General features: G+C 36.5%; 18 protein-coding genes and 2 tRNA genes. 13 read left to right on the forward strand and 7 right to left on the reverse strand.

Features of this window, described 5'->3' with window-relative positions:
- Positions 1-109: 109 nt before the first annotated feature.
- Positions 110-727, reverse strand: a complete 618-nt coding sequence (locus ED605_RS11305; protein WP_121979000.1) for an amidohydrolase family protein — start codon at positions 725-727, stop codon at positions 110-112.
- 214 nt (positions 728-941) lie between these two features.
- On the opposite strand from ED605_RS11305, the gene ED605_RS11310 reads away from it, so the two are divergent.
- The gene (locus ED605_RS11310) at positions 942-2,126 is read left to right on the forward strand and encodes a hypothetical protein (protein ID WP_121979001.1); all 1,185 of its coding nucleotides are present in this window, start codon (positions 942-944) and stop codon (positions 2,124-2,126) included.
- 149 nt (positions 2,127-2,275) lie between these two features.
- Here ED605_RS11310 and ED605_RS14900 read toward each other — a convergent pair whose 3' ends face one another.
- From ED605_RS14900 to ED605_RS11320, 3 genes are read right to left on the reverse strand one after another with little or no spacing between them, the layout of a single operon-like run.
- The gene (locus ED605_RS14900; protein ID WP_263852959.1) at positions 2,276-2,587 is read right to left on the reverse strand and encodes an alpha/beta hydrolase family protein; all 312 of its coding nucleotides are present in this window, start codon (positions 2,585-2,587) and stop codon (positions 2,276-2,278) included.
- A complete protein-coding gene (locus ED605_RS14905) occupies positions 2,544-4,214 on the reverse strand; it encodes an alpha/beta hydrolase family protein (protein WP_263852960.1) in 1,671 nt (556 codons plus the stop codon). Before ED605_RS14905 ends, ED605_RS14900 begins: the two co-directional genes overlap by 44 nt.
- Positions 4,215-4,225: 11 nt before the next feature.
- Positions 4,226-5,851 carry a peptide ABC transporter substrate-binding protein gene (locus tag ED605_RS11320; protein ID WP_121979002.1) on the reverse strand — a complete coding sequence of 542 codons (1,626 nt, stop codon included), beginning with the start codon at positions 5,849-5,851 and terminating at the stop codon, positions 4,226-4,228.
- A gap of 536 nt (positions 5,852-6,387) precedes the next feature.
- Between ED605_RS11320 and ED605_RS11325 the strand changes: the two genes are divergently transcribed.
- The 6 genes from ED605_RS11325 to ED605_RS11350 are packed head-to-tail and all read left to right on the forward strand — an operon-like array spanning position 6,388 to position 11,862.
- Positions 6,388-7,467 carry an ABC transporter substrate-binding protein gene (locus ED605_RS11325; protein ID WP_121979003.1) on the forward strand — a complete coding sequence of 360 codons (1,080 nt, stop codon included), beginning with the start codon at positions 6,388-6,390 and terminating at the stop codon, positions 7,465-7,467.
- A gap of 4 nt (positions 7,468-7,471) precedes the next feature.
- On the forward strand, positions 7,472-8,296 hold the full coding sequence (locus ED605_RS11330) for an ABC transporter permease (protein WP_121979004.1): 825 nt from the start codon (positions 7,472-7,474) through the stop codon (positions 8,294-8,296).
- Positions 8,293-9,075: an ABC transporter permease gene (locus ED605_RS11335; RefSeq protein ID WP_121979005.1), complete on the forward strand. Its 783-nt coding sequence runs from the start codon at positions 8,293-8,295 to the stop codon at positions 9,073-9,075. The genes ED605_RS11330 and ED605_RS11335 overlap by 4 nt, the downstream gene beginning before the upstream one ends.
- Positions 9,076-9,105: 30 nt before the next feature.
- Positions 9,106-10,134 carry an ABC transporter ATP-binding protein gene (locus ED605_RS11340; RefSeq protein ID WP_121979006.1) on the forward strand — a complete coding sequence of 343 codons (1,029 nt, stop codon included), beginning with the start codon at positions 9,106-9,108 and terminating at the stop codon, positions 10,132-10,134.
- 2 nt (positions 10,135-10,136) lie between these two features.
- Positions 10,137-11,012, forward strand: coding sequence for a histidinol-phosphatase HisJ (hisJ, locus tag ED605_RS11345; protein WP_121979007.1), 876 nt, complete (start codon positions 10,137-10,139; stop codon positions 11,010-11,012).
- A gap of 13 nt (positions 11,013-11,025) precedes the next feature.
- Positions 11,026-11,862 carry a metallophosphoesterase gene (locus ED605_RS11350; protein ID WP_121979008.1) on the forward strand — a complete coding sequence of 279 codons (837 nt, stop codon included), beginning with the start codon at positions 11,026-11,028 and terminating at the stop codon, positions 11,860-11,862.
- A 219-nt stretch (positions 11,863-12,081) separates the two neighbouring features.
- Here the strand turns inward: ED605_RS11350 and ED605_RS11355 are convergent, their stop codons facing one another.
- The 3 genes from ED605_RS11355 to ED605_RS11365 all read right to left on the reverse strand — a co-directional run bounded on the left by ED605_RS11355 (position 12,082) and on the right by ED605_RS11365 (position 15,367).
- Positions 12,082-12,867, reverse strand: a complete 786-nt coding sequence (locus tag ED605_RS11355; protein ID WP_191981372.1) for a cyclase family protein — start codon at positions 12,865-12,867, stop codon at positions 12,082-12,084.
- Positions 12,868-12,878: 11 nt separating this feature from the next.
- Positions 12,879-14,225, reverse strand: a complete 1,347-nt coding sequence (locus ED605_RS11360; protein WP_121979009.1) for an APC family permease — start codon at positions 14,223-14,225, stop codon at positions 12,879-12,881.
- A 557-nt stretch (positions 14,226-14,782) separates the two neighbouring features.
- The gene (locus tag ED605_RS11365; RefSeq protein WP_121979010.1) at positions 14,783-15,367 is read right to left on the reverse strand and encodes a TIGR01440 family protein; all 585 of its coding nucleotides are present in this window, start codon (positions 15,365-15,367) and stop codon (positions 14,783-14,785) included.
- 305 nt (positions 15,368-15,672) lie between these two features.
- Here ED605_RS11365 and ED605_RS11370 point away from each other — a divergent pair.
- The 6 genes from ED605_RS11370 (at position 15,673) to gltX (ending at position 21,288) form a co-directional block, all read left to right on the forward strand.
- Positions 15,673-15,744: transfer RNA gene (locus ED605_RS11370), tRNA-Glu, on the forward strand.
- A 7-nt stretch (positions 15,745-15,751) separates the two neighbouring features.
- Positions 15,752-15,823, forward strand: a tRNA-Gln gene (locus ED605_RS11375).
- Between the two features lie 170 nt (positions 15,824-15,993).
- The gene (locus ED605_RS11380) at positions 15,994-16,578 is read left to right on the forward strand and encodes a TetR/AcrR family transcriptional regulator C-terminal domain-containing protein (RefSeq protein ID WP_121979011.1); all 585 of its coding nucleotides are present in this window, start codon (positions 15,994-15,996) and stop codon (positions 16,576-16,578) included.
- A gap of 124 nt (positions 16,579-16,702) precedes the next feature.
- Positions 16,703-18,259 (forward strand): amino acid permease, encoded by a 1,557-nt coding sequence (locus ED605_RS11385; protein WP_370825051.1) that lies wholly within the window; start codon positions 16,703-16,705, stop codon positions 18,257-18,259.
- 24 nt (positions 18,260-18,283) lie between these two features.
- Entirely contained in the window at positions 18,284-19,723 is a 1,440-nt protein-coding gene (gad, locus tag ED605_RS11390) for a glutamate decarboxylase (RefSeq protein WP_121979013.1), read from the forward strand.
- A 29-nt stretch (positions 19,724-19,752) separates the two neighbouring features.
- Positions 19,753-21,288, forward strand: a complete 1,536-nt coding sequence (gene gltX, locus ED605_RS11395) for a glutamate--tRNA ligase (RefSeq protein ID WP_121979014.1) — start codon at positions 19,753-19,755, stop codon at positions 21,286-21,288.
- Positions 21,289-21,373 lie beyond the last annotated feature (85 nt).

Genomic DNA, 21,373 nt, shown 5'->3' on the forward strand with positions numbered 1-21,373 from the left:
GCCATTTTCTCACGCATCTACCGGCCGTTTTGACCAGGGAATTAGTGTCAGCTTGAATTTCCATTTTCTGACGGATTATTCCAGGACGACTAAGGTGTTCGGTTAATTTTTAGCTTTCAAGTTTCAGTTCTTCAATGCTAAGTTGTGGATCGTCCATAAAGTCACCTGAAGTCATAACACCACCGGTAGCCATAACTTTGATTGCCATAGCTCCTCTTTTTAACCCAGTTCTGACAGCTTTTCTCATTTCATCTGGAGAATCAACAAGATGGCCAAAGTTAGGGAAGTCGCCGTGCCCGCCTGTCATGGAATAAGGCCGTCCTGAAGGAAGAATATTAGGCACTTTTTTTAGTTCTCCTTGTTTATGTAACTCATTTAGATAAATGTCAATATCATATGAACTACCACATTCTCGGATATAGGTAACACCGGATTTTAATAATTGACGTAAATGTTGAACAGCATGGACGGTAGCATCAACGATATTGACATTCATACCACCATCACCCCTCAATGGATTCATGCAGATATGAGTGTGGCAGTTAATCAAGCCGGGCATCACATATTTACCATCCAAATCAACTTGTGCATCAGTCTTTGGCACAGTTCCAGTTCCCATTTTTACAATTTTTCCAGTTGCATCATCTACCGTAAACCATGCCGATTGTTTTTCAGATTGATTTTTCCCATCAAATAAAGTGAAATTTTCATACGTTATTTTACTCAATTAAATCAACTCTCCTTTTTAATTTTATTAATTATTAGCGTAGCTCTCATATTATGATTAGTCAACCCGCTAATAACTGGCCAATTTCTAAATCTAGATAAAAATTAATGAGATATCCATGCTTAAATATAGAATTGACTAACAAACAAATGAGATATACTATAGAGTTTATTATAATTATTTTAATCTATTTTTTGCAAGGAGTGGTATACATATGAATTTCATTATTGCGTTTTTAGTTGTTATGGTATTTATGTTTATTGGTGAATGGGTGTCTAGTCTGTCACATGCATTTATTCCGTCAGTTTTTGTTTCTGCCGTATTATTTGTAATCGGTTTTTGGACAATTTTGCCGAAAGATGTTGTCACACAAGCTTCTTATGGAAGTGAGTTTATTAGTATTTGCGTTTCGATGCTATTAGTCCATTTAGGAACCTTAATGAGCCTGAAAGAGTTGCTTGAACAATGGAAAGCGGTTTGCATTGCTCTTTTGGGAGTGTGTGGGACAATGTTACTTTGCTTACTAGTTGGGACGTGGATTTTTAATTGGCGTACCGTAATTGCTGCTGTACCACCACTGACAGGGGGACTTGTTTCAGCACTACTAATGACAAATGGTCTCAAGGCCCAAGGTGTAACAACGTTGGTTGCATTACCTGTTTCAATGTTTGTTATTCACTCAGTTGTTGGTTATCCACTGACGTCATTGATGCTTCGGCAAGAAGGCGATCGACTAGTTAAGGAATTTAAGAGTAAAGGGAGCAAGCTTTCAGAAGAAGAGGCGACTTCATCTGTAAATTCGCAAGCTTTTAGGTCACAAAATGTTTTTAACTTAAAACCAGAATACGAAACATCAGCATTTACATTGGCAAGAGTGGCAGCTGTAGCATTGTTAAGTATGTGGTGTGCTAGTTTAATTAAAAATGTAATTAATCCTAACGTGGTTTGCTTAGTTTTTGGTGTTGTTGCACATCAATTTGGATTCCTTGAAGACAATGCTTTGAACAGGGCTGGCGTCTTTAATTGGTTAATGTATGGTTTGTTAGCGTACGTTTTCGCTCAATTAAGTGTCACGACGCCATCAATTATGGGAAACATCATTGTTCAAATTATTGTTTTGATTTTCTTAGGATTATTGGGAATGTTTTTGGCTTCTAGGGTTTTAGCTAAGCCATTCGGAATGTCTTGGCAAATGGCTTATGCTTGCTCTCTGACATCATTGTTTGGCTTCCCGGCAGATTATATTTTAACTTCTGAAGTTGCTCACACAGTTGCGAGAGATAAAGATCAAGAACAATATTTACTTCACCATATGATGCCTAAAATGTTAGTTGGTGGTTTTGCAACTGTTTCGGTTGCATCTGTTATTATCGCATCGGTTTTCTTGAAATTAATTTAGAGAGTAACGTTTAACGGTGTAAAATAAATTGAAAAGACCCCATGTAATCAATACTTTAATTCATTGATTACATGGGATCTTTTCGATTTTAAGCCTGATACAAAAGATTTAAATTGATTTTGGTATTCTAAACACTTCTATATTTAATCTTAATGTTTATCCCACCAACGCCTAGTTTCTTTAATCCTCTCGATTCTTAAATTTGGTAGCCCATCTCGAGAAACGCCGTGCCATGATTGAGGATAACGTGACATTTCAGTTTCTACGCCGTTTTCGGCTAAAGCACTGAAAAATTCTTCACCCTGGCCAATAGGAGTTCTCGTATCCCATTCACCTTGCATAATAAGAGTGGGAGTCTTGACCTTATTTGCGTATGCGATTGGTGAAAAATGCCAAAGTTTCTTTACATCATAGCGGTTAGTTAAAAGTTCTTGGGGGGGTAAACATAAAGCCAATATCACTGGTTCCAGAAAAGCTGATCCAATCTGTAACTGGGCGTTGGGCGACTGCTGCAGCAAATCGATCGGTGTGTCCAACAATCCACGTTGTCATAAAACCTCCATAAGAACCTCCTGCGCAATACTGACGTTTTGAATCGAATTCCGGGTGTTCTTTTAAGATATAATCCATTCCCTCTATCAGATCGGAAAAGTCCTTTTCTCCATACTTCCCAACATTTTCTTGGCAAAATTCTTGCCCATAGGTTTTGCTGCCACGGGGATTTAAGAGCAACAAACCATAACCATTAGCAGCGTGTACTTGCATCTCGAAGAAAAAATTCTCAGCATAGGCAAAGTGTGGACCGCCATGTACGTAAAGAACTAAAGGATTCTTTTTTTGAGGCTCAAACGGCTCCATTAACCATCCCTCAATTGGAAGCCCATCGCTAGCTTCATAAACAAAACGCTTTGGTTTAACATATTGATGATTTTTATCAAACACTTCATTAGGATTAAATAGATTGACTTGCTTACCATGGAGATCTAGGGTGGCTAATTCAACCGGATGAGTGGTTGTTGAGTAAGTAATTAATAAGTGATCACTATCTAAGATTGACCAATCGGTGATTCTTTCCGCTTCATTGAAAAATGGATTAACTTTATCATTAGTTCCTAAAAACATTTTCGAACGACCATGGTAGGAGGTTCGAAAAGCGAAACGTTGGTCATCTAACCAGAATGCGTTATCACCATTTAAATTTTGAGTAAAGTCTGTGAATAGATAATCATGGGCATCTTCATCCAGGCCTTTCATGTAATCATTAAGGCTCCGCGAAAGAATGTCATAGCTATAAACATGAAATTGTGTATTTGCTTGATATTTATCTGAATGACCTACTAGTAGTAATTTTTTTCCATTTGGCGAAAATTTAGCTTCAGTGAAAACCCAGTTAGGATATTTTGAAGTGCACGCCGTTAATTTACCAAGTTCAACGTCAAGTAGTTTAACTCCTTGACCAAAACTTAGATCATTGTCGGGATCATTGTCCATTGTTAAGGCTAACCGATTTCCACTTGCGTCGACATCAGCAAGATTGAAGTTATTTTGGGATGAATAAATTAGTTGAGTTTTTTTAGCGTTGGGATTGTATAAAAACAATTTGTACACGCCATCTGTTGGATAGAAGCCGAAGCCGTCTGCTTTGTGATCGACTCGATAAATATGACGAACCGAGGGAAATTTTTTATACGGTTTCTTTGGAACCTCAGTAGTTTCTCGAGTTTTGAAAAAAACCAGATTTGTGGTTCTAGGCGCTACTAATTGTTCAACTGAATGTGAGAGTGTTGAAACTTGTGTAATAGTATGATCGCTATAAGCCAGTTGATAAAGTTGAAAAGGTGACTTTTCGGTTTTTTTAGCAATGAAAAATAAATAGTCTTTGGCAGGAGTGGGTGCTTTTGAAGAATAATCATTGTTATCAAAATTCCCAATGTATTTACCATTTCTATTGAACGCCAACAGATTGGAACGGTAACCATTAGTGGGCTTGTCTAGATACGTTTGAGTAGCAACGAGATACTTTCCGGCAGCAACTGGCTGACTAAGCGTTTTTAATTTATAAAAGTCTTCTTCTGTTAATTTTTTCATCGTAATTCTCCTTACTTCCAATAAGCATATCGATACTGTGAATCAGTTAATAACGAATACTTGAGGCCACCAATTTTGGAAGAAACTAAGTGTACTTCAGTATCTTGATAAGTTGGAACAACAGGCTGTTGTTTCATTGCTAAGTTGCCGGCTTTAACCATTAATTTCCATCGTCGTTCGCCCGTATACTTAGCAGTATTATTAACTTTTGACATTAGTTTTTCATAATTGGAATTTGTCCAATGTGTAAAGTTGACCGTGTTAGATTTCGTCATCAAGTTTAGATAGTCAGAAGGATCTGGAAAATCTGTGCTCCAACCCAAAGCAGTAATTTGATATTTACCACCAAACATCCGACTAAGTTGTTGTTGCTGTGGGACAGAAGTTAGGGTCATTTTTACACCATTTAATGTTGATTGAACAGCGCTTTGAATGTATTCACTTAGTTTCTTTTGATCACTATCATCTTCTGTTAGTAAGTTAACAGTCACTTTTTTAGTTCCAAGTTGCTTTTGGGCCTTTTTCCAGTAACTTTGAGCCATCTGTTTATTATGTGTGAGAGTTTGTTTCAGTTCAGAGTTGAAATCTTTTCCGTTGGCTGGGTCAGTTTGTTCTCCCTCTGGAACGAGTGATTTAGCAGGAGTAGAGCCATCTTCCAGAATATTCTTTGTTAACTGATTTCGATCCAATGCGTAGCTAACAGCTAACCTAAAGTTTCGGTTATTGGTAACTTTATTTTTAGTACTGAAGTTTAAAAAACGCATTTGTCCTTTTTTGGTATACACAAGATTCTTTTTGAATTGGTGAGCGTCTGCTTTAACAAATCCTCCAGAAATCACGGTTTCTTGAACTTTGTTACTTGCAAAAAGATTTTGTGCTGTTGAGGGATCTTTAACTACTTGAACTTTCACTTTAGGGAGCTTTACATCTTTTGCATCCCAATAGTTCTTGTTCTTCTTATAAGTCCAAGTTCCCTTAGATGGGTCCCAATTTTGTAGTGTAAACGGTCCATTCGAAACGGTTTTCTTTGAGCTTGTCCCATATTTGGATCCCCACTTTTTAACAGCATTAGTGTTAATTGGGTAATATTCGTTTGCAGCTTTAAAGTTAAAGTCAGGGTCAGGTGCCGATAGATTAATTTGCAATTTGTACTTACCCAAGGCTTTGACACCTAGTGCGGTTGGATCCTTTGCTCCTTTTTGAATAGCAGTATAATTTTTAAACGAAGTAAATCTATTAGCATATTGTGATTTTGTTTTGGGATTTACCTGGCGATCAAATGACGTTACAAAATCTTGTGCAGTAACTGGTTGCCCATTCTGCCATTTGGCATTTTTCCTTAGATTGAATACGTAAGTTGTATTGCTATTCGTTGGTTTAACAACTCTAGTTGCGACACCTGGAACAACTTTTCCGCTGTTCGTTGTGTGATAAAGCCCTTCTAGGGTTTGGTTAATCATGCTGGCTGAATATACATCGGTATCCTTATTGGGATCTGCGGTTGACGGTTCCATTCCAATGGTAACGTTTAATGCCTTTTGCTTGGTACCTGAGTTTTGGGAACTTTTTGTAGAGCAAGCACTAAGTAATAAAACTGAAGTTGCTAGCAATAAGCTATATGTAAAAGTTTTTTTCATCCAAATTCCTCCTAGTTAAGGTTACAAGTCAGAAAAGGAAAGCGACTAAGTTGAAGGTCAACTCAGTCGCTTGGCAGATAATGGAATGTTGTTTAAGACTAAAAAGCCTTAGGACGATTCGAATCAAACGACTGATTGACCATAATCACTAAGACAATAATAATCAAAATAATCATATCGATAGTCATTCGAATCCGCCTCTCCTCTTTTTGAAATGCAATCTAATTTTAATATATTCTCATGGTATTCTTAAAATTGTATAAAGTCAATGGCCAATTTTAAGAATTAGGTCTAGATTCAAATTCAAGACGATTTTAATAATTAGCCTAGAAATTAAGGAAAAAGGAAAAATGATTTTAATTAAGCTATTATGTTTTGACAACCACAGTGATGTACCACGTATATCATTTTTTTACCACCATTTACAAAAAATTTACGATAATTTCACTAAAAGTCATCATGTAAATTTACATTTGATTGATATTCTTTAAACGTTGTTAGAAGTTGATCAAGAAATTAGAGTGGGAGTGAAACCTATGTTAAAACACAAGATTGTATGGGGGTTAGCGGTATTAACAATCATTGGGTTAGGCGGATGTGCAAAAAGTAGTGCTGAAAATACTTCGAATAATTGGCACACAATTGTTAAGCAAGCTAAAAAGGAAGGGACAATTCGTTCAGTTGGAATGCCTAATTCTTGGGCAAATTGGGGCGGCACTTGGGATAATATAAGAAACCAGTATAAAATTTTTCATTCAGATACAGACATGTCAAGTGCTGAAGCTCTTCAAAAATTCAAATCAGAAGGTACTTCAAAAAATGCACCGGATATGAGTGACATTGGTTTGAATGTTTGCCCAACTGCTGTTAAGCAAAACCTTTTAACCAAATATAAAACGAAATACTGGAATCAAATTCCTAATTGGGCAAAAGATAAAGATGGCTATTGGGCTGCTGGCTACACAGGAACCATTGCTTTTATAACGGATACAAAAGATGTAAAAGCATCACAAGCACCAAAGTCATGGAAACAGTTAGCAAAAGGAAATTACAAAGTTGCGATTGGAGATGTTGGGATGGGTGCCCAGTCTCAATATGCTTTGTTGGCCGCTGCATATGCTAATGGTGGAAATGAAAAGAATCTAAAACCAGGATTAAACTTTTTCGCTAAATTAAAAAAAGAAAACAGGATAAGCGCTGCTGATACAACCATTCAGAACTTACAAAAGGGTGAACTACCAGTTACAGTATTATGGGATTTTAATGCCTTGAATTATGCTCACCAAATTAATTCTAAGCGGTATAAAATTACAATTCCAACCGATGGGACTGTAAGTAGTGGATATGCAGAGGTTATCAATAAAGATGCGCCGCACCCATATGCAGCTAAACTTGCACGGTCGTATATTCTATCGAACAAAGGCCAAATAAACTTAGCTGAAGGATATGCACGACCAATTCGTAAAGGTGTGAAATTGCCCGAAAGCGCTAAAAGAAAGCTATTGCCATCTTCAGATTATAAAAAAGTTTTCCACGTAAAAGATAATGCGGCTTGGGATAAAGTGACTTTAAAGCTAGGCGATCTCTGGCGAAAAGACGTCTTAGGAGCAAAGTAAGACGATGAAACGATTAAAAATTTATGCACCGTTGATGATTTTGGTGCTCATAGCATTGATAATTCCACTTGTTACTATGTTTGTTACGAGCTTCCAGACAATAAATGGACAGTTTAGTTTAGAAAACTATACTCAAATTTTCAAAAATCATGAATATCATGAAGCTATTTTTAATAGTTTGTGGATTTCTCTGGTTGCTTCTGTTCCATCTCTGTTGGTAGCAATTCTGGGAGCTTGGGCTTTGAAAAACTTAAAAACTCAAACTAAAGATGTTTTGATTACGTTTTTTGATATGTCATCAAGTTTTGCAGGAATTCCTTTGGCGTTTTCACTTATAATTCTTTTTGGAAATGCTGGAGTATGGAAAGCAATGGCAACGGCTTTTCATATAACAAAAGTTTTTAATATTTATTCAATGACGGGGATGACATTTTCTTATACATTCTTTGAAATTCCTTTAGGGATTATGTTTCTTTTCCCTGTATTTGAACAATTAAATTCTTCATGGTCGGAAGCTTCACAAGTTTTAGGCGCTAGTGATTTCTTCTTCTTAAAAAAGGTGGCTTTACCAATTGTTTTTCCAAACTTAATTGAGGTTTTCATATTGCTGTTTGCGAATGCGATGGGAACGTATGAAACCGCATATGCATTAACAGGAAATAATGTTCTTTCAATTCCTATATTGATTGGAACGCTGATTAATGGAGAACTAACATCAAATTTGCCAATGGCATGTGCAATTGCAGGACTATTTACTGTCCTAATGACGATGATGGTGATGACTGGAAATTATCTAACAAGGAAAAGAGAAGGGAATTTTAAAAGTTGAAAAAACGGTATCACGAATTGTCTGTTTTGTTTATTTCCTCAATACTTATTTACCTCACGCTTCCAATTTTGGCAACAATTGTTTATTCCTTTTCAACAAATTGGGTTAAGACAGTGTTACCTGAAGGCCTAACCTTACATTGGTATTACCAATTAGTTGCTAAACCAATTTTCTTATCTTCAGTATTAAGGTCTCTAACTTTAGGAATTGGAACAACCATTCTAGGAATGAGTTGTTTTTTGCCAGTAATTTTCTATGCAAATGTTTATCGACCTCAAATTAAATCAAAGTTACGATTTATTACGATAATGCCATTCACCATTCCTGGAATTATTCTTGTCACAGGATTAATCCAGGCTTATCACAATCTTGTTATTCCACAAATTTTCATTTTGTTATTGGCCATTGCCTTGTCAAGTTTACCTCTAACTTATCAGACCCTTGATAATGCGTTTATTTCGATGGATTTTAAAGGGATGTTTGAACAAGCGTTAATCCTTGGAGACAATCCTATAAGAGCTTTTTTGAAAGTGATTTTACCCAATATAAAATCTGGAATATTGGTTACAGCCTTACTCACTTTCACAACGGCTTTTGGGGAATATGTCATGACAAACTTATTGCTAGGTGGTGATTTTGTCACATTAAAGATCTACATGTATCAACTTATGAAAACAAATGGTCAAGCTGGAAGTGTGTTAACTACGGTTTACTTTTTGCTTTTAGCAATCATTTCTCTGGTTATGGTAACTATAGTTAGGCATAAAAAAAGAATATGAAAACTTTGGACAAAGGATGGGTGATATATTTTGACAGATGCATTTCTGCAAATTCAAAATTTGGAAATTTCTTTTGACGGTGACCGAATCATTGCAGGATTGAATTTTGCAATCCATAAAAATACGCTAACTACTTTTTTAGGCCCAAGCGGAAGTGGAAAAACGACGGTTTTAAGGGCGATTGCGGGATTAAACCAAAAATTAAATGGTCGAATTTTGCTTGATGGAAAAGAAATTCAAAAATTACCGGTTAATAAAAGGAAAATTGGAATGATTTTTCAATCATATGCATTATTCCCTAATCTTACTGTTTTTGAAAACGTTGCTTATGGGCTAAAGGCAAGAAAAAAATCCAATTCGGAGATTCATGATAGCGTAGAAAAGATGATCTCTTTAGTTGGATTAGATGACAAAATCAATGCATACCCAAATAATCTTTCAGGTGGTCAAAAGCAAAGGGTAGCCATTGCGAGAGCTATGGTATTGAAACCAAAGCTTTTGTTACTTGATGAACCTTTAAGTGCTTTAGATGCGAAAACCAGAGTGGAATTGCGAAATCAAATTAGGCACTATCAACAACAACTTGGTATTACAATGTTGTTTGTAACACATGATCAAACTGAAGCGATGGCAATTTCGGATAATGTTATTGTAATGGATCATGGCATCCTTCAACAACAAGGTTCTCCTGCAGCAATCTATGCTCACCCTGCTAATAATTTTATGGCAAATTTTATTGGTAGTCATAATGTCTTGGATGGGAAGGATCTTTTAAGATTAGGCTTTAACACGATTAAAAATCAAAATATTAATCCTAAGGCATTGTATGTTATTAGGCCTGAGCTTTTCTCTTTTGATCAAAAGATTGAAAACGCTTTGGAGATTTCTGGAAAAATAAAATCAATTTCGGTCCTTGGCGATAGGATTAGTTGTGAGTTTCAAACAGAAAAGGGGTTATTATTAAGATTCGAAAGGCTTAATAAGAATTCATCATTTTCTATTGGGAAACTAGCTAAGCTATACTTACGTGATTCAGATATTGTGAAAGTTGGTAGCTAGCGATGTGGGGAAAGAATAAATTAAGGTATATTGATCGAAAATCTTGGAATGGCCATACCCACTCTGAATTTTGTCCACATGGGTCAGGTGAAAAAACAGAGCTGTTTATTGAAAGGGCTATTCAATGTGGTTTTAGAACCTATTCAATTACTGAACACTTTCCGCTTCCAGATGTATTTTATAGTCATCCAGTCGGGTCTCGACATGCTATTTATACAGCAGCAATGTTTTATGATGAACTTCCTAAATATTTTGAAATGATGAACTATTTAAAAGAAAAGTATAAGGATCAAATTCAGATTTTGGTAGGATTTGAATTTGATTACATTGAGAAATACCGGGATTGGTATGCTGAACAATTCAGAAAATTTCATTCTCAAATTGATGATGCAATTTTATCAATTCATTTTTTGCCAACTCAAAATGGTCTTAGGGCGGTTGATGACTCAATCATTGATTTTAAATCTGGTGTTTTGGAACATTGTGGCAGCCCACTTGGAGTTGCTAAAACATATTTAAAAACCGTTAATGACGCCCTAGATTGGCGCACTCGGTATAAGCCTTTCCGTTATGGACACATAATGTTGTACAGAAAATGGCGAAATTTATTTCCAAATAACGAGCCTTGGGAAGATAACCAAACAAGAAACACCATGAATCGTATTTTAACAAAAATTGCGAATCAAAATTTATTTTTAGATTGCAATATGGCAGGCCTTTACCGTAAAACAGAAACGGAATCATCTCCAAATGAAAAGTGGCTTACTGCGGCACAAAAAATAGGAATTCCGCTTGTTTATGGTTCAGATGCTCATAAGGTAAGAGACGTGTCCCAAGGCTTCAATACTTATTTGGAAAATAGGTATTATAAATCTTAGGGAGGAAAATATAATGCCAGAAGAAAATCGTGTATATAAAATTTGTCAGCTAACAGATCTTCACTTTGGTCAAGCGCCATTTAATGAAAAAGATTGTCAGACGTTGAAAAAATTAGACACTTTTTTTAAAAAACATCATTCATATGATTTGGTAATGATAACTGGGGATCTAATGTGGGGAAAACAAGTGATAAGTCTCGAGGCGACCTTAGCTCCCTTGTATAATTTATTAAATCAGTACGATTTTTTGGTCGCGGTGACTTACGGTAATCATGATACAGAAAGTTCTTTTAACATAACCAATGTTAGAGATACTGAAAGCCTAATTGCTCATCCAGCATTAAAATTGAATTCTCGTATTATGGATAACCGGGAATGCTATTCACTGTTACTGGGGAGTCATGCAGTCTATGTTTGGGATAGTGGCGCGTATTCACATTGGTTGAAAGCCAATTCTCAAGATCTCTATGCCGCGATTGAACCGGAGGAAGTCCAGTGGTTTTTAGATGCTTCAGCATCTCGTTCATCCGAAAATGTAGACGTAGGTTTCTTGCATATTCCACTACCGGAGTATCATCAGGCGATTCAAAATAAATTTGATGGTATTAAGGGTGAAGAGATATGTTCACCAATTACTAATTCAGGATTATTTTATGCATTGCGAAGGCAAGGTAATGTGAAGGCGGTATTTGCTGGACATGATCATTACAATAACTTTGATAGTGTTTTTCAAGGAATTGGTCTAAATTACGGAAATGTTACGGGATATAATTGTGATAGTAATTTATCTCGAGGAGTTAAAGAAATTTTAATTTCGGATAAAATTACTACTGAGATTATTACTTTCTGAAGTTTTTGTTATGGTTTGATACTTTTAAAAAGTATATGAAGTCGTAAAGAAGAGTTGCTCATTCGAAATTTTTTGCGAATTAATAGGTTAAAACGTTATTATTAATGACGCACTAACTACGAATCGATCACATCAATTTGTAAAATCCAATTAAAAAACATTGACTCTAAAGCTCTGAAGTCAATGTTTTTTAGTAGTGTAAGATACTTAGAATAATTATTACTTTGGAATGACCGCAAAGGCTCTCACAGGGAATCCAGGAGCTTCTTCGGCCTTGGGAACAGAAATAAAAATATAGGAACCTGTTGCAGGAACCAAATCTAAATTGTCTAGTAATTCAACTTGATAGTGTCCATGTGATAAGACATAATATTCGCCAACAAGTCCATTGCTTTGTTTAACGGCGGTGTCAGTATCAAACGTTTCGTGACCATTTGCGGAGGCACCACGTTGTTCGTAAATGAACTTTAAAGCATCCAAATCCCAACCTGGGTAATGTGCTTGATTTTTATCATCAATATTTTCAAATTTTTCTTGGCTTGGCCAACGCTTTGACCAATCTGTTCGCAAAGCTACAAAAGAATTAGATGGAATTTTTCCATGAGATTTTTCCCATTCTTTAATATCGTTAACTGAAAGGGAGGCATCAGGGTTCTTCTTTGCAGCGGCTGAATGGTCAATTACGACAAGTGGTAGCACCAGTTCTTTTAGCGAGAAATTTTCAACGTATTTATCCTGATGCTCATCGAAATGAATAGGTGGATCAATATGAGTTCCGAATTGCCCAGGGAAAGTGTATTGTTTCACATAGAAGCCGTCGGAATGTGTAAAAATTGTTTTAAAGTCCGGCTGTGCAAAAGATGGGAAACGGGGACTCTCTGGGCCAAAAGAGTGTGTTAAGTCGACCCAGTTGAAAGATTTCAGTTGTTCAACAACCTCATTAACGGATTGAGGTCTTGAGATTTTGCTCGTAATTTTTGCGTTTGCTTTTGTAGTGATTCCCATAATAAGTCCTCCTAATTTTTGCTTGAAAAGTCTAAGCTTGGGGTCTTCATTGAGAAGAAGTGAGTTTTAACAATTAAGATGATGAATCCAATCAGAATCCAAACAATTCCCACAATCTTTGATTCGATTGATAGACTCAAGAAGATCCAAGTGCTAACTGCAAAACCGATAAATGGTGATGCCAAATATTTGATAAATGATGAAAATGAGTTATGAACACCTCTAATATAAAATTTCCAAATAACTGACAGATTTAACAGGATGAATCCAAACAAGGCACCAAAGCTGACCAAATTAGAAACTGTGTCTTGCGAAAGGGTTAGGGATAAGATAAGTGAGGCGATTCCAACTAGAATAATTGCGAAGATCGGGGTCCGATATTTCTTGTGCAATTTTGCAAAAACAGGTGGTAAAATACCATCACGTCCCATTGCATATAAGATTCGTGAAACAGCGGTTTGGCCTTCTTGGCCACTCGCAAATCCAAATGAAAGAATAATTGTAATATCTGCCAATTTGACTAGCCAGGTGCCACCAACCCGTTGAAGAATCCCTAAGAAAGCCGTATTTGGATTTAAGTTTTGGTAATCAGGTGCCACGAAGCCAGCTAAAATTGTAATTACAACAAATAGAATACCGATTGATAAGATTGAAAGAATAATAGCTCTTCCAATTGAGTGATGCGGGTCTTCAGCTTCTTCAGAAAGTGTACTAATTGCATCAAAGCCAAGGTAACTAACAATTACAATGCCTGTTGCTTGTAGAACACCTTGAATATTAAAATGCTGAGGATTGTAGAAAGAAATTGATTGTGGTTGAATTGTACCTGAAAGGAGCAATCGAATTGTTCCGATAATAAAAGCTACCAGTACGATTCCCTGAAGTGCAAATAAGGCCCAGCTAACTTTGGTGACAACATTTGCTCCTAAAATATTTACGAAAGTATTGAATAGGACTAAAATAACAATCCAAGCCCAACCAGGAATGGCAGGAAATAGTGATTCGCCAAACGATTGACTAATTAAATACGTGATTGTCGGGATTAAGAAATAGTCTAAGGTAATTCCCCAACCTCCTATAAACCCAAGCCCTGCATTTGTTCCTTGTTGAACATAAGTGTAGACGGAGCCTGAAAAGGGATACTTTGCTGACATCGTCGCGTAACTGAAGCCTGTAAATAACATTGCGACCATCCCCACAAAATAAGCCAAAGCCACCATTCCATTTGCAGGAGTTAAAAAAGACCCATAGAAAGCAAGTGGTGCAACTGGAATCATAAATGTAATGCCATATACCAATAAATCTTTTGTAGAAAGACTAACTTTAAGACCGCTTTCTACACTTACATTTTCCGCCATAAGCAATACCTCCCTAAAATAAAGTGAATAATATTTGTTGTAACCATTACCAGTATTTACACTTTTAATTCCTAGTTAAACGAAAAATCGCCCCTTATTTGCCAAATTTATGACAAATAAGGGGCGATTTTAATCGCTTTACCACCCTACATTTACACCTAAAAGAAAGGTGCCTCAAACAGTACATGATAATACTAGGGAAGTTAACGGTTCCTACCGACCAACTCAGCAAACAACCAAGTGGTTCCTTTTAGAAGCTCATCTTCACCTCAAGATCAATATCCATTTTCACCTAGCTGGACTCTCTTTGAATAATCTACTCAGTTACTCTTCTTCTCACAGGATTATTAAAACGGAATTAAAAGATTATGAAAATAATAGTACCTAGATTGACGATTGTCAATACTTTTTTAATTTGAAATTGAAATTCAAAAGGTGAAATGCGTACAGATCCCTCAGTAGTAATGGAATAAACCATTAAAAATAGATTTTAGGATTGATACTAATCTTTAATTTAATACTTCACAAATAATGATCATCGAGTTCTTTTGGAGCTATTAATTTACAGTGTTGTCTTCAGTGAATTGATACATGGCTCTAGGACCACCAATTAACTTAGGACGAGAGTAAAGAGAAACAACGTTAGCCGCACCAATATGATGGTGAGTAGTCTGCACCGGGATCTGAACAAACTTAACGTGCATGCCAATTTCTGTTCCACCGATATCCATGCCGCCAAAAGCTGAAACATGTTCTACTTCTACTGGGTCAGACATCTTTTTATAGGCGACAACTTGGGCGCCACCGCCAGCATGCATTGCAGGTACTACAGAAACGACCTCTAAATTATTATTTTCAGCGACCGTTCTTTCAACAAGCAAAGCTCTGTTAATATGCTGGCATCCTTGAACTGCTAAATTGATATGTCGTGGCATGAGAAAATTTTCTAGTGTTTCAATGATGATTCGACCAATGTTTAAGCTTGGATGAGTTCCCATCCATTCTCCACTAACTTCGCTAGTGCTACATCCTAAAACAAAGATGCTGTTTTGCGGGAATTTCACGATATCAAAATAATCTGTAAGGACATTTTCTGTGTTTTCTTGAATTATTTTAAGATTTTTAGTTAATTCAATGTGCATGTTGATTATCTCCTTATAATTAAATACATTTAGTGTTTAAACTGAACAAGCCAAAATTGAGTATGTTACAACGAAAAGATAGTACTTTTGACGGTTAGCAAATTTTAAATCATAAGAATTGCTAATCTGGTCTTTCCGCCGATTAAGTATACTCCCGATAGTTATGCTTTGAAAGCGCTTTAATTTTGAAAAAGGTTTATAAAGGCTGATGTAACGGCTTTAGTTGTGGATTTTTAGACAATACGTTATTTTTGTATAAAGCAATTATAATCTTTCTAGTGCATAATATAAGTTGTTCAGTAAATGACCCGTTGGTCAAGTGGTTAAGACACCGCCCTTTCACGGCGATAACATGGGTCCGAATCCCGTACGGGTCATTTTTATTGGGTTGTAGCCAAGAGGTAAGGCAACGGGTTTTGATCCCGTGATGCGCTGGTTCGATCCCAGCTAACCCAATTAAGCTTCCAGGACTTCACTTATTCTAGTTCTGGGAGTTTTTTAATTTTAGTGGTTTTTATCATGATGGTATTAAATTATCTTAATGATAAAACATTATACTTCGGCTTGTAATAAATTGTAAAAACAATCGAAACGTTTTAATTATAAGATTGAGAGGATTTATAATTATGAAATCATATGCAGAAGATAAGATGTGCGAATCACTGAGTCAACTGATTGAAAAGAAGTCGTTTAACGACATCACAGTTAAGGATATTGTTAAAGAAAGCCAAGTCAATCGGCAAACCTTTTATTATCATTTTGAAGATAAATATGATTGTTTGCGGGTGTACTTGGATAATCAATCTCAAAAAATTGTTGATGCGGTGACAATTGAAAATTGGAGTGAGTGCTATTTGCATATTTTTAGATATATTGATATGAGGCCAACATTTTTCTATCACATTGATGAATCGAGTGCGTCAAGCCTTTTTAACGACTTTGTTTTAGAAGCAGTTATTTCCATTTTGAGGAAGTTAATTGTCTCATTGCAAAGTAGTTGTTCAGATTATGTATTTGATAAAAAGCCCAACATTCAAGTTCTTAAGTACGGTATGCAAGGAATTGTGCTGAGTTGGTTTCGTGGAGGAATGCGGGAAAATCCAGAATTTTTGGTTAAAGATATTGCTGAAATTGATCGAGAAACTTTAATGCATATGTTAGGTGGTGTTAAAAATGGAAGCGTTTTCAATCACAAAACGCATTCTGTCTAAAAATTAGACAAATCCTTGTCAGTGTCTATTTAGAAACTATCATTTGTGATCTATAGTACATACTGTAATTACGAAAGACAGCGATCGATCGTTCGAATATCCTTTGTTGAAGGGAATGATTGTTTTGGACGAACAGAAGACATCTGATGTAGGTGTTAAAAGAAGCGCTAATCAAATTAATGGTTTTCAGCTTTTCTCAATGACTACCTCAATGGTTATGACGGTTTACGGATTTGCAGCTTTGGCAAAGCAGGGTCCGGTTGCATTCTTTTATCTATTTTTGGCGGGTATCCTTTGGTTTATCCCAGTGACACGTACATCCGGTGAGATGGCGTCAATTGACGGTTGGAGTAAAGGCGGCATTTTTACTTGGGCTAGAAATATGCTGGGAGAAAAGACTGGATGGGCGGCGCTATTTTATCAGTGGATTCACATTACTGTTGGAATGAATACGATGATGTTTTTCATCATTGGATGTTTATCGATTTCAATTGATATGCCAATTATCAATAATAATCCCGCAATTAAATTTACATTGATGATGGTAATTTTATGGGGATTGATTTTGGCCCAGCAACACGGAACGGCCATTACAGGAAAAATTGCTCAGTGGTGCTTTAGTCTTGGCGTTATTATTCCAGTTTTCTTCTTGTTGATTATCTTTGTCATTTATTTGGTACAAGGTAATCCAATGTTGATTAACATTAATTTACACACGCTCTTACCTAAAAGCTGGAGCGGAAATGTCTTGGTTGGTTTTGTACCGTTTATGCTTGTTTTTGCTGGGGCTGAGGGATCAGCTCCACATGTTAAAAATCTTAAGAATCCACGTGTTTATCCTAAGGTTATGATGGCTTTAGCAATTTGTGCCATTGCTTCTGATATTATCGGAAGCATGGCTATTGCTGGAACGATTCCGGCTGATAAAATCCAACTGAGTGATGGAATTGTTTATGCTTATGGTGAATTAGTAGAAAAGTTTGGCATTAGCGTTGTTATTGTTGAAAAGGTAACAGGATTCTTACTTGCTGTAGGTGTCCTGGGAGAGATTAGTAGTTGGGTTGTTGGCCCTAATGCGGGAATGTTTGAAGCCGCCAAATCTGGATTCCTTCCCCCTAGATTTTCAAAAGCCAATAAATATGGGATAGAAACTAATGTCATGATTCTTCAAGGGTTAATTGTTTCCGCTATGGGGGCCCTGCTTACTTTTGGGTCTGGTAAGAATTCGTCTAATCTTTCCTTCCAAACCGCAATTAGTTTAACAGTTGCACTCTACACGTTAATGTATGTGTTATTATTTGCAAGTTACTTGGTACTTCAATTTAAACATAAAGAATTGAATCGTACTTTTGTGGCTTCAAAAAATGCATTTTTTAGAAAAGTTTATGGTGTTTTAGGGTTGATATTATCAGCTTTTGGATTCGTCGTTACATTCTTTCCACCTGCTGAATTAGCACCCTCATCTCAACAAACGTATTTACTTTTACTTGGGAGTGCATTTGCAATTGTGGTGTTTATTCCATTTGTCCTTTATCGATACCATAAGAAATGGGCTGGCGAATTGGGGATTCCAGTTACTCAATCACCTTCACAGGCAGGGAAGGCGACTCTTCCTGCGGGGTCTCAAACAGCACATGTGGTTTCTGGAACACACGAGGTTGATAATAAATCGTCACACTAATTCAAAGAAAGGTTGCGTAATATTATGACAAACAATGATGAACAAAATTTGGACAGAGTAGATTTGGAAAAGAACTTTTTGGGTAGTATTGAATCTGGTCAATCTCTACCAACTGATAAGATGCCGGAACACCCGATGGCACCAGATGTTGCTGCCCAGCTTGTCCAGCATTACCGATTAAATGAAGCTAAAGCAGATCAAAATTTAGCAACGTTTTGTACAACGGAGATGGAGCCTCAGGCAGATAAGCTAATGCTAAGTGCATTGAACACCAATGCAATTGATAAGTCAGAATACCCGAAAACTGCGGCAATGGAAAATTATTGTGTATCGTTTTTAGCTCATTTATGGGGAATTCCAGATGGGCAGAAAATGTATAAAGATTTTATTGGAACGTCAACTGTTGGATCATCTGAAGGATGCATGCTAGGAGGATTGTCACTTCTCCTTGGTTGGAAACATCGAGCAAAAGCAGCTGGGTTTGATGTTGATGATCTCCATACACATAAACCAAACTTAGTAATTATGTCTGGCTACCAAGTTGTATGGGAAAAATTCTGCACGTATTGGAATGTCGAATTGCGTCAAGTACCCATTGACGGTGAGCATATGTCAATGGATATGGATCATGTAATGGACTATGTAGATGAAAATACAATTGGAATCGTTGGTATCCAAGGGATCACATATACCGGAGCTGTTGATGATATTCAAAAGCTTGATAAGTTAGTTTCTGAATACAATAAAACAGCTGTATTACCGATTAGAATTCACGTTGATTCTGCGTTTGGTGGGTTATTTGCACCATTCGTAAATGGATTTAAGCCATGGGATTTCCGACTGAAAAATGTTGTTTCAATTAATGTTTCTGGTCATAAGTATGGAATGGTTTATCCAGGCATTGGATGGATCGTTTGGAAAAAGAACAATTATGATTATTTGCCAAAAGAAATGCGATTTCAAGTGCCATACTTGGGCAAAACAGTTGATTCAATTGCTATTAATTTTTCACACAGCGGTGCGCACATTGTTGCACAGTATTACAATTTTGTCCGGTTTGGTATGAATGGATTTAGAGCAATTATGAACAATGTTAGAAAGGTTTCTCTGAAATTAACGGACAAGTTAAAGGAGTTTGGAATCTTTGAAATTGTAAATGATGGTTCACAGCTGCCAATTAATTGCTGGAAATTAGCTGATGATGCTAACGTCAGCTGGACATTGTATGATCTCGAATCAGAGTTGGCAAAGTATGGCTGGCAAGTACCTGCTTATCCACTACCGAAAAATCGTGATGATACGACTATCAGTAGAATCGTTGTTCGTCCGTCAATGACGATGACAATTGCGGATGATTTTCTTGATGACTTGCATTTAGCAATTAATGACTTAAATAAGAATCATTCGTTAGTTGATGCTACTTCAACTAGTCAAACTACCACTCAACATATGGTGACAAAATAACAAATGATAGGTGGAGGGATGAATTAGTCATGAATAATGAAGATAATCATAAAAATGTGAGGGTGAGGTATGCGCCAAGTCCAACGGGTTTTTTACACATCGGTAATGCACAATCAGCATTATTTAACTATCTTTTTGCACGTCATTTTGATGGCACGATGGTTTTAAGAATCGAGGATACAGATTCGAAAAGAAATGTACCTCACGGAGAGGAAAGCCAAAAAGATAATTTGAAGTGGCTGGGGATTGACTGGGACGAAGGACCTGATAGGCCTAATCCTAAGTATGCACCCTACCGGCAATCTGAAAGGACGAAAATTTATTCCAAGTACATCGAAGAGTTATTAAAAGAAGGAATTGCTTATAAAGATTACACAACTGAAGATGAACTTGAAAGAATGAGAACTATTCAAAAAGCTCACGGTGTAGCCCCTCACTATGACGGGAGATGGTATGGCCGCAGTGTTGAAGATCAGAAAAGGGCGGCTGCTAGTGGATTAAAGCCTAGCGTGCGTCTTCACTTGCCACCTCATCACACTTATGCTTGGAACGATATTGCAAAGGGACATGTGTCTTTTGACAGTGACAACATGGGTGGCGACTTCATTATTCAAAAAAGTAATGGTATTCCAACTTATAACTTTGCTGTTGTAGTTGATGATTATTTGATGGACATCACACATGTTCTTCGCGGTGATGATCATATTGCAAATACGCCTAAGCAAATTGCGATTTATGAAGCTTTAGGATGGAAGTGTCCAAACTTTTGTCATATTTCTCTGATCTATAATCCAAAAACTCGTAAAAAGTTGAGTAAGCGAGATAAAGATACGCTTCAATTTATTAGCGAGTATAAACGACAAGGGTATCTGAGCGAAGCAATCTTTAATTTTATTGCTTTCCTTGGTTGGTCGCCTGTGGGTGAGGATGAGATCTTTTCAAGAGATGAATTGATTAAGCAATATGATCTTGGTCGAATGTCAAAGTCACCAGCATATTTCAATCAAGATAAATTAGATTGGATGAATGCTGAGTATATCAGAAAAGACTCAACTGAAGATTTGGTTGATCGAATTACTGGATTAATCAAAGAGGGTGAAACGGATATCGCAAAAAAGTTGCAAAGATTATCCTTGACTAATCTACGGGAATTTATCTATCAGGTAACTAAAATCTATCAAAATGAGTCTTATAAACTTACTGATATTATGAAACATGTTGACTTTTATGCTAATGTTTGCGATCAGGATATGAATTTGGAGGGTCTTGATAAACTAGCAAAGGATGATACGTTATCTGTGCTAAACTCTCTAAGTGATAGGATCAAGCAATTAAAGAATAGTCCTGATGATAAGGTTGACTTTAAAAAGATGATTGATATGGTGAGTACAGAAACGGGAATTTCAGGAAGGAAATTGTATTTTCCACTTAATATTTCGTTTACTGGGAATCAATCTGCACCGCAAATTAATGAAATCATGAATCTGTATTCGTATAGTACTATCTTAAAGTTACTTGATAAATCCATTAATTACTTGAAAGGTGATCAAGTACAATATTCATAAGGAGTGTGTAAAGTCTAACGCTTAGTTAAAAGCTATCACGTTAGGCTTTTTTGTGTTTTAAGAATTCTCACGTTACTTGATTTAG

The sequence above is a fragment of the Lentilactobacillus raoultii genome (assembly GCF_900411375.1).
GTDB lineage: Bacteria > Bacillota > Bacilli > Lactobacillales > Lactobacillaceae > Lentilactobacillus > Lentilactobacillus raoultii.

Bases quoted from the DNA above. Each gene is read 5' to 3' on its own strand.
- gad (WP_121979013.1), top strand. From the start codon at position 18,284: ATGACAAACAATGATGAACAAAATTTGGACAGAGTAGATTTGGAAAAG.
- ED605_RS11380 (WP_121979011.1), top strand. From the start codon at position 15,994: ATGAAATCATATGCAGAAGATAAGATGTGCGAATCACTGAGTCAACTG.
- ED605_RS11365 (WP_121979010.1), bottom strand. From the start codon at position 15,367: ATGCACATTGAATTAACTAAAAATCTTAAAATAATTCAAGAAAACACA.
- ED605_RS14905 (WP_263852960.1), bottom strand. From the start codon at position 4,214: ATGAAAAAATTAACAGAAGAAGACTTTTATAAATTAAAAACGCTTAGT.
- ED605_RS11330 (WP_121979004.1), top strand. From the start codon at position 7,472: ATGAAACGATTAAAAATTTATGCACCGTTGATGATTTTGGTGCTCATA.
- hisJ (WP_121979007.1), top strand. From the start codon at position 10,137: ATGTGGGGAAAGAATAAATTAAGGTATATTGATCGAAAATCTTGGAAT.
- ED605_RS11360 (WP_121979009.1), bottom strand. From the start codon at position 14,225: ATGGCGGAAAATGTAAGTGTAGAAAGCGGTCTTAAAGTTAGTCTTTCT.
- ED605_RS11350 (WP_121979008.1), top strand. From the start codon at position 11,026: ATGCCAGAAGAAAATCGTGTATATAAAATTTGTCAGCTAACAGATCTT.
- ED605_RS11310 (WP_121979001.1), top strand. From the start codon at position 942: ATGAATTTCATTATTGCGTTTTTAGTTGTTATGGTATTTATGTTTATT.
- ED605_RS11320 (WP_121979002.1), bottom strand. From the start codon at position 5,851: ATGAAAAAAACTTTTACATATAGCTTATTGCTAGCAACTTCAGTTTTA.
- gltX (WP_121979014.1), top strand. From the start codon at position 19,753: ATGAATAATGAAGATAATCATAAAAATGTGAGGGTGAGGTATGCGCCA.
- ED605_RS11355 (WP_191981372.1), bottom strand. From the start codon at position 12,867: ATGGGAATCACTACAAAAGCAAACGCAAAAATTACGAGCAAAATCTCA.
- ED605_RS11325 (WP_121979003.1), top strand. From the start codon at position 6,388: ATGTTAAAACACAAGATTGTATGGGGGTTAGCGGTATTAACAATCATT.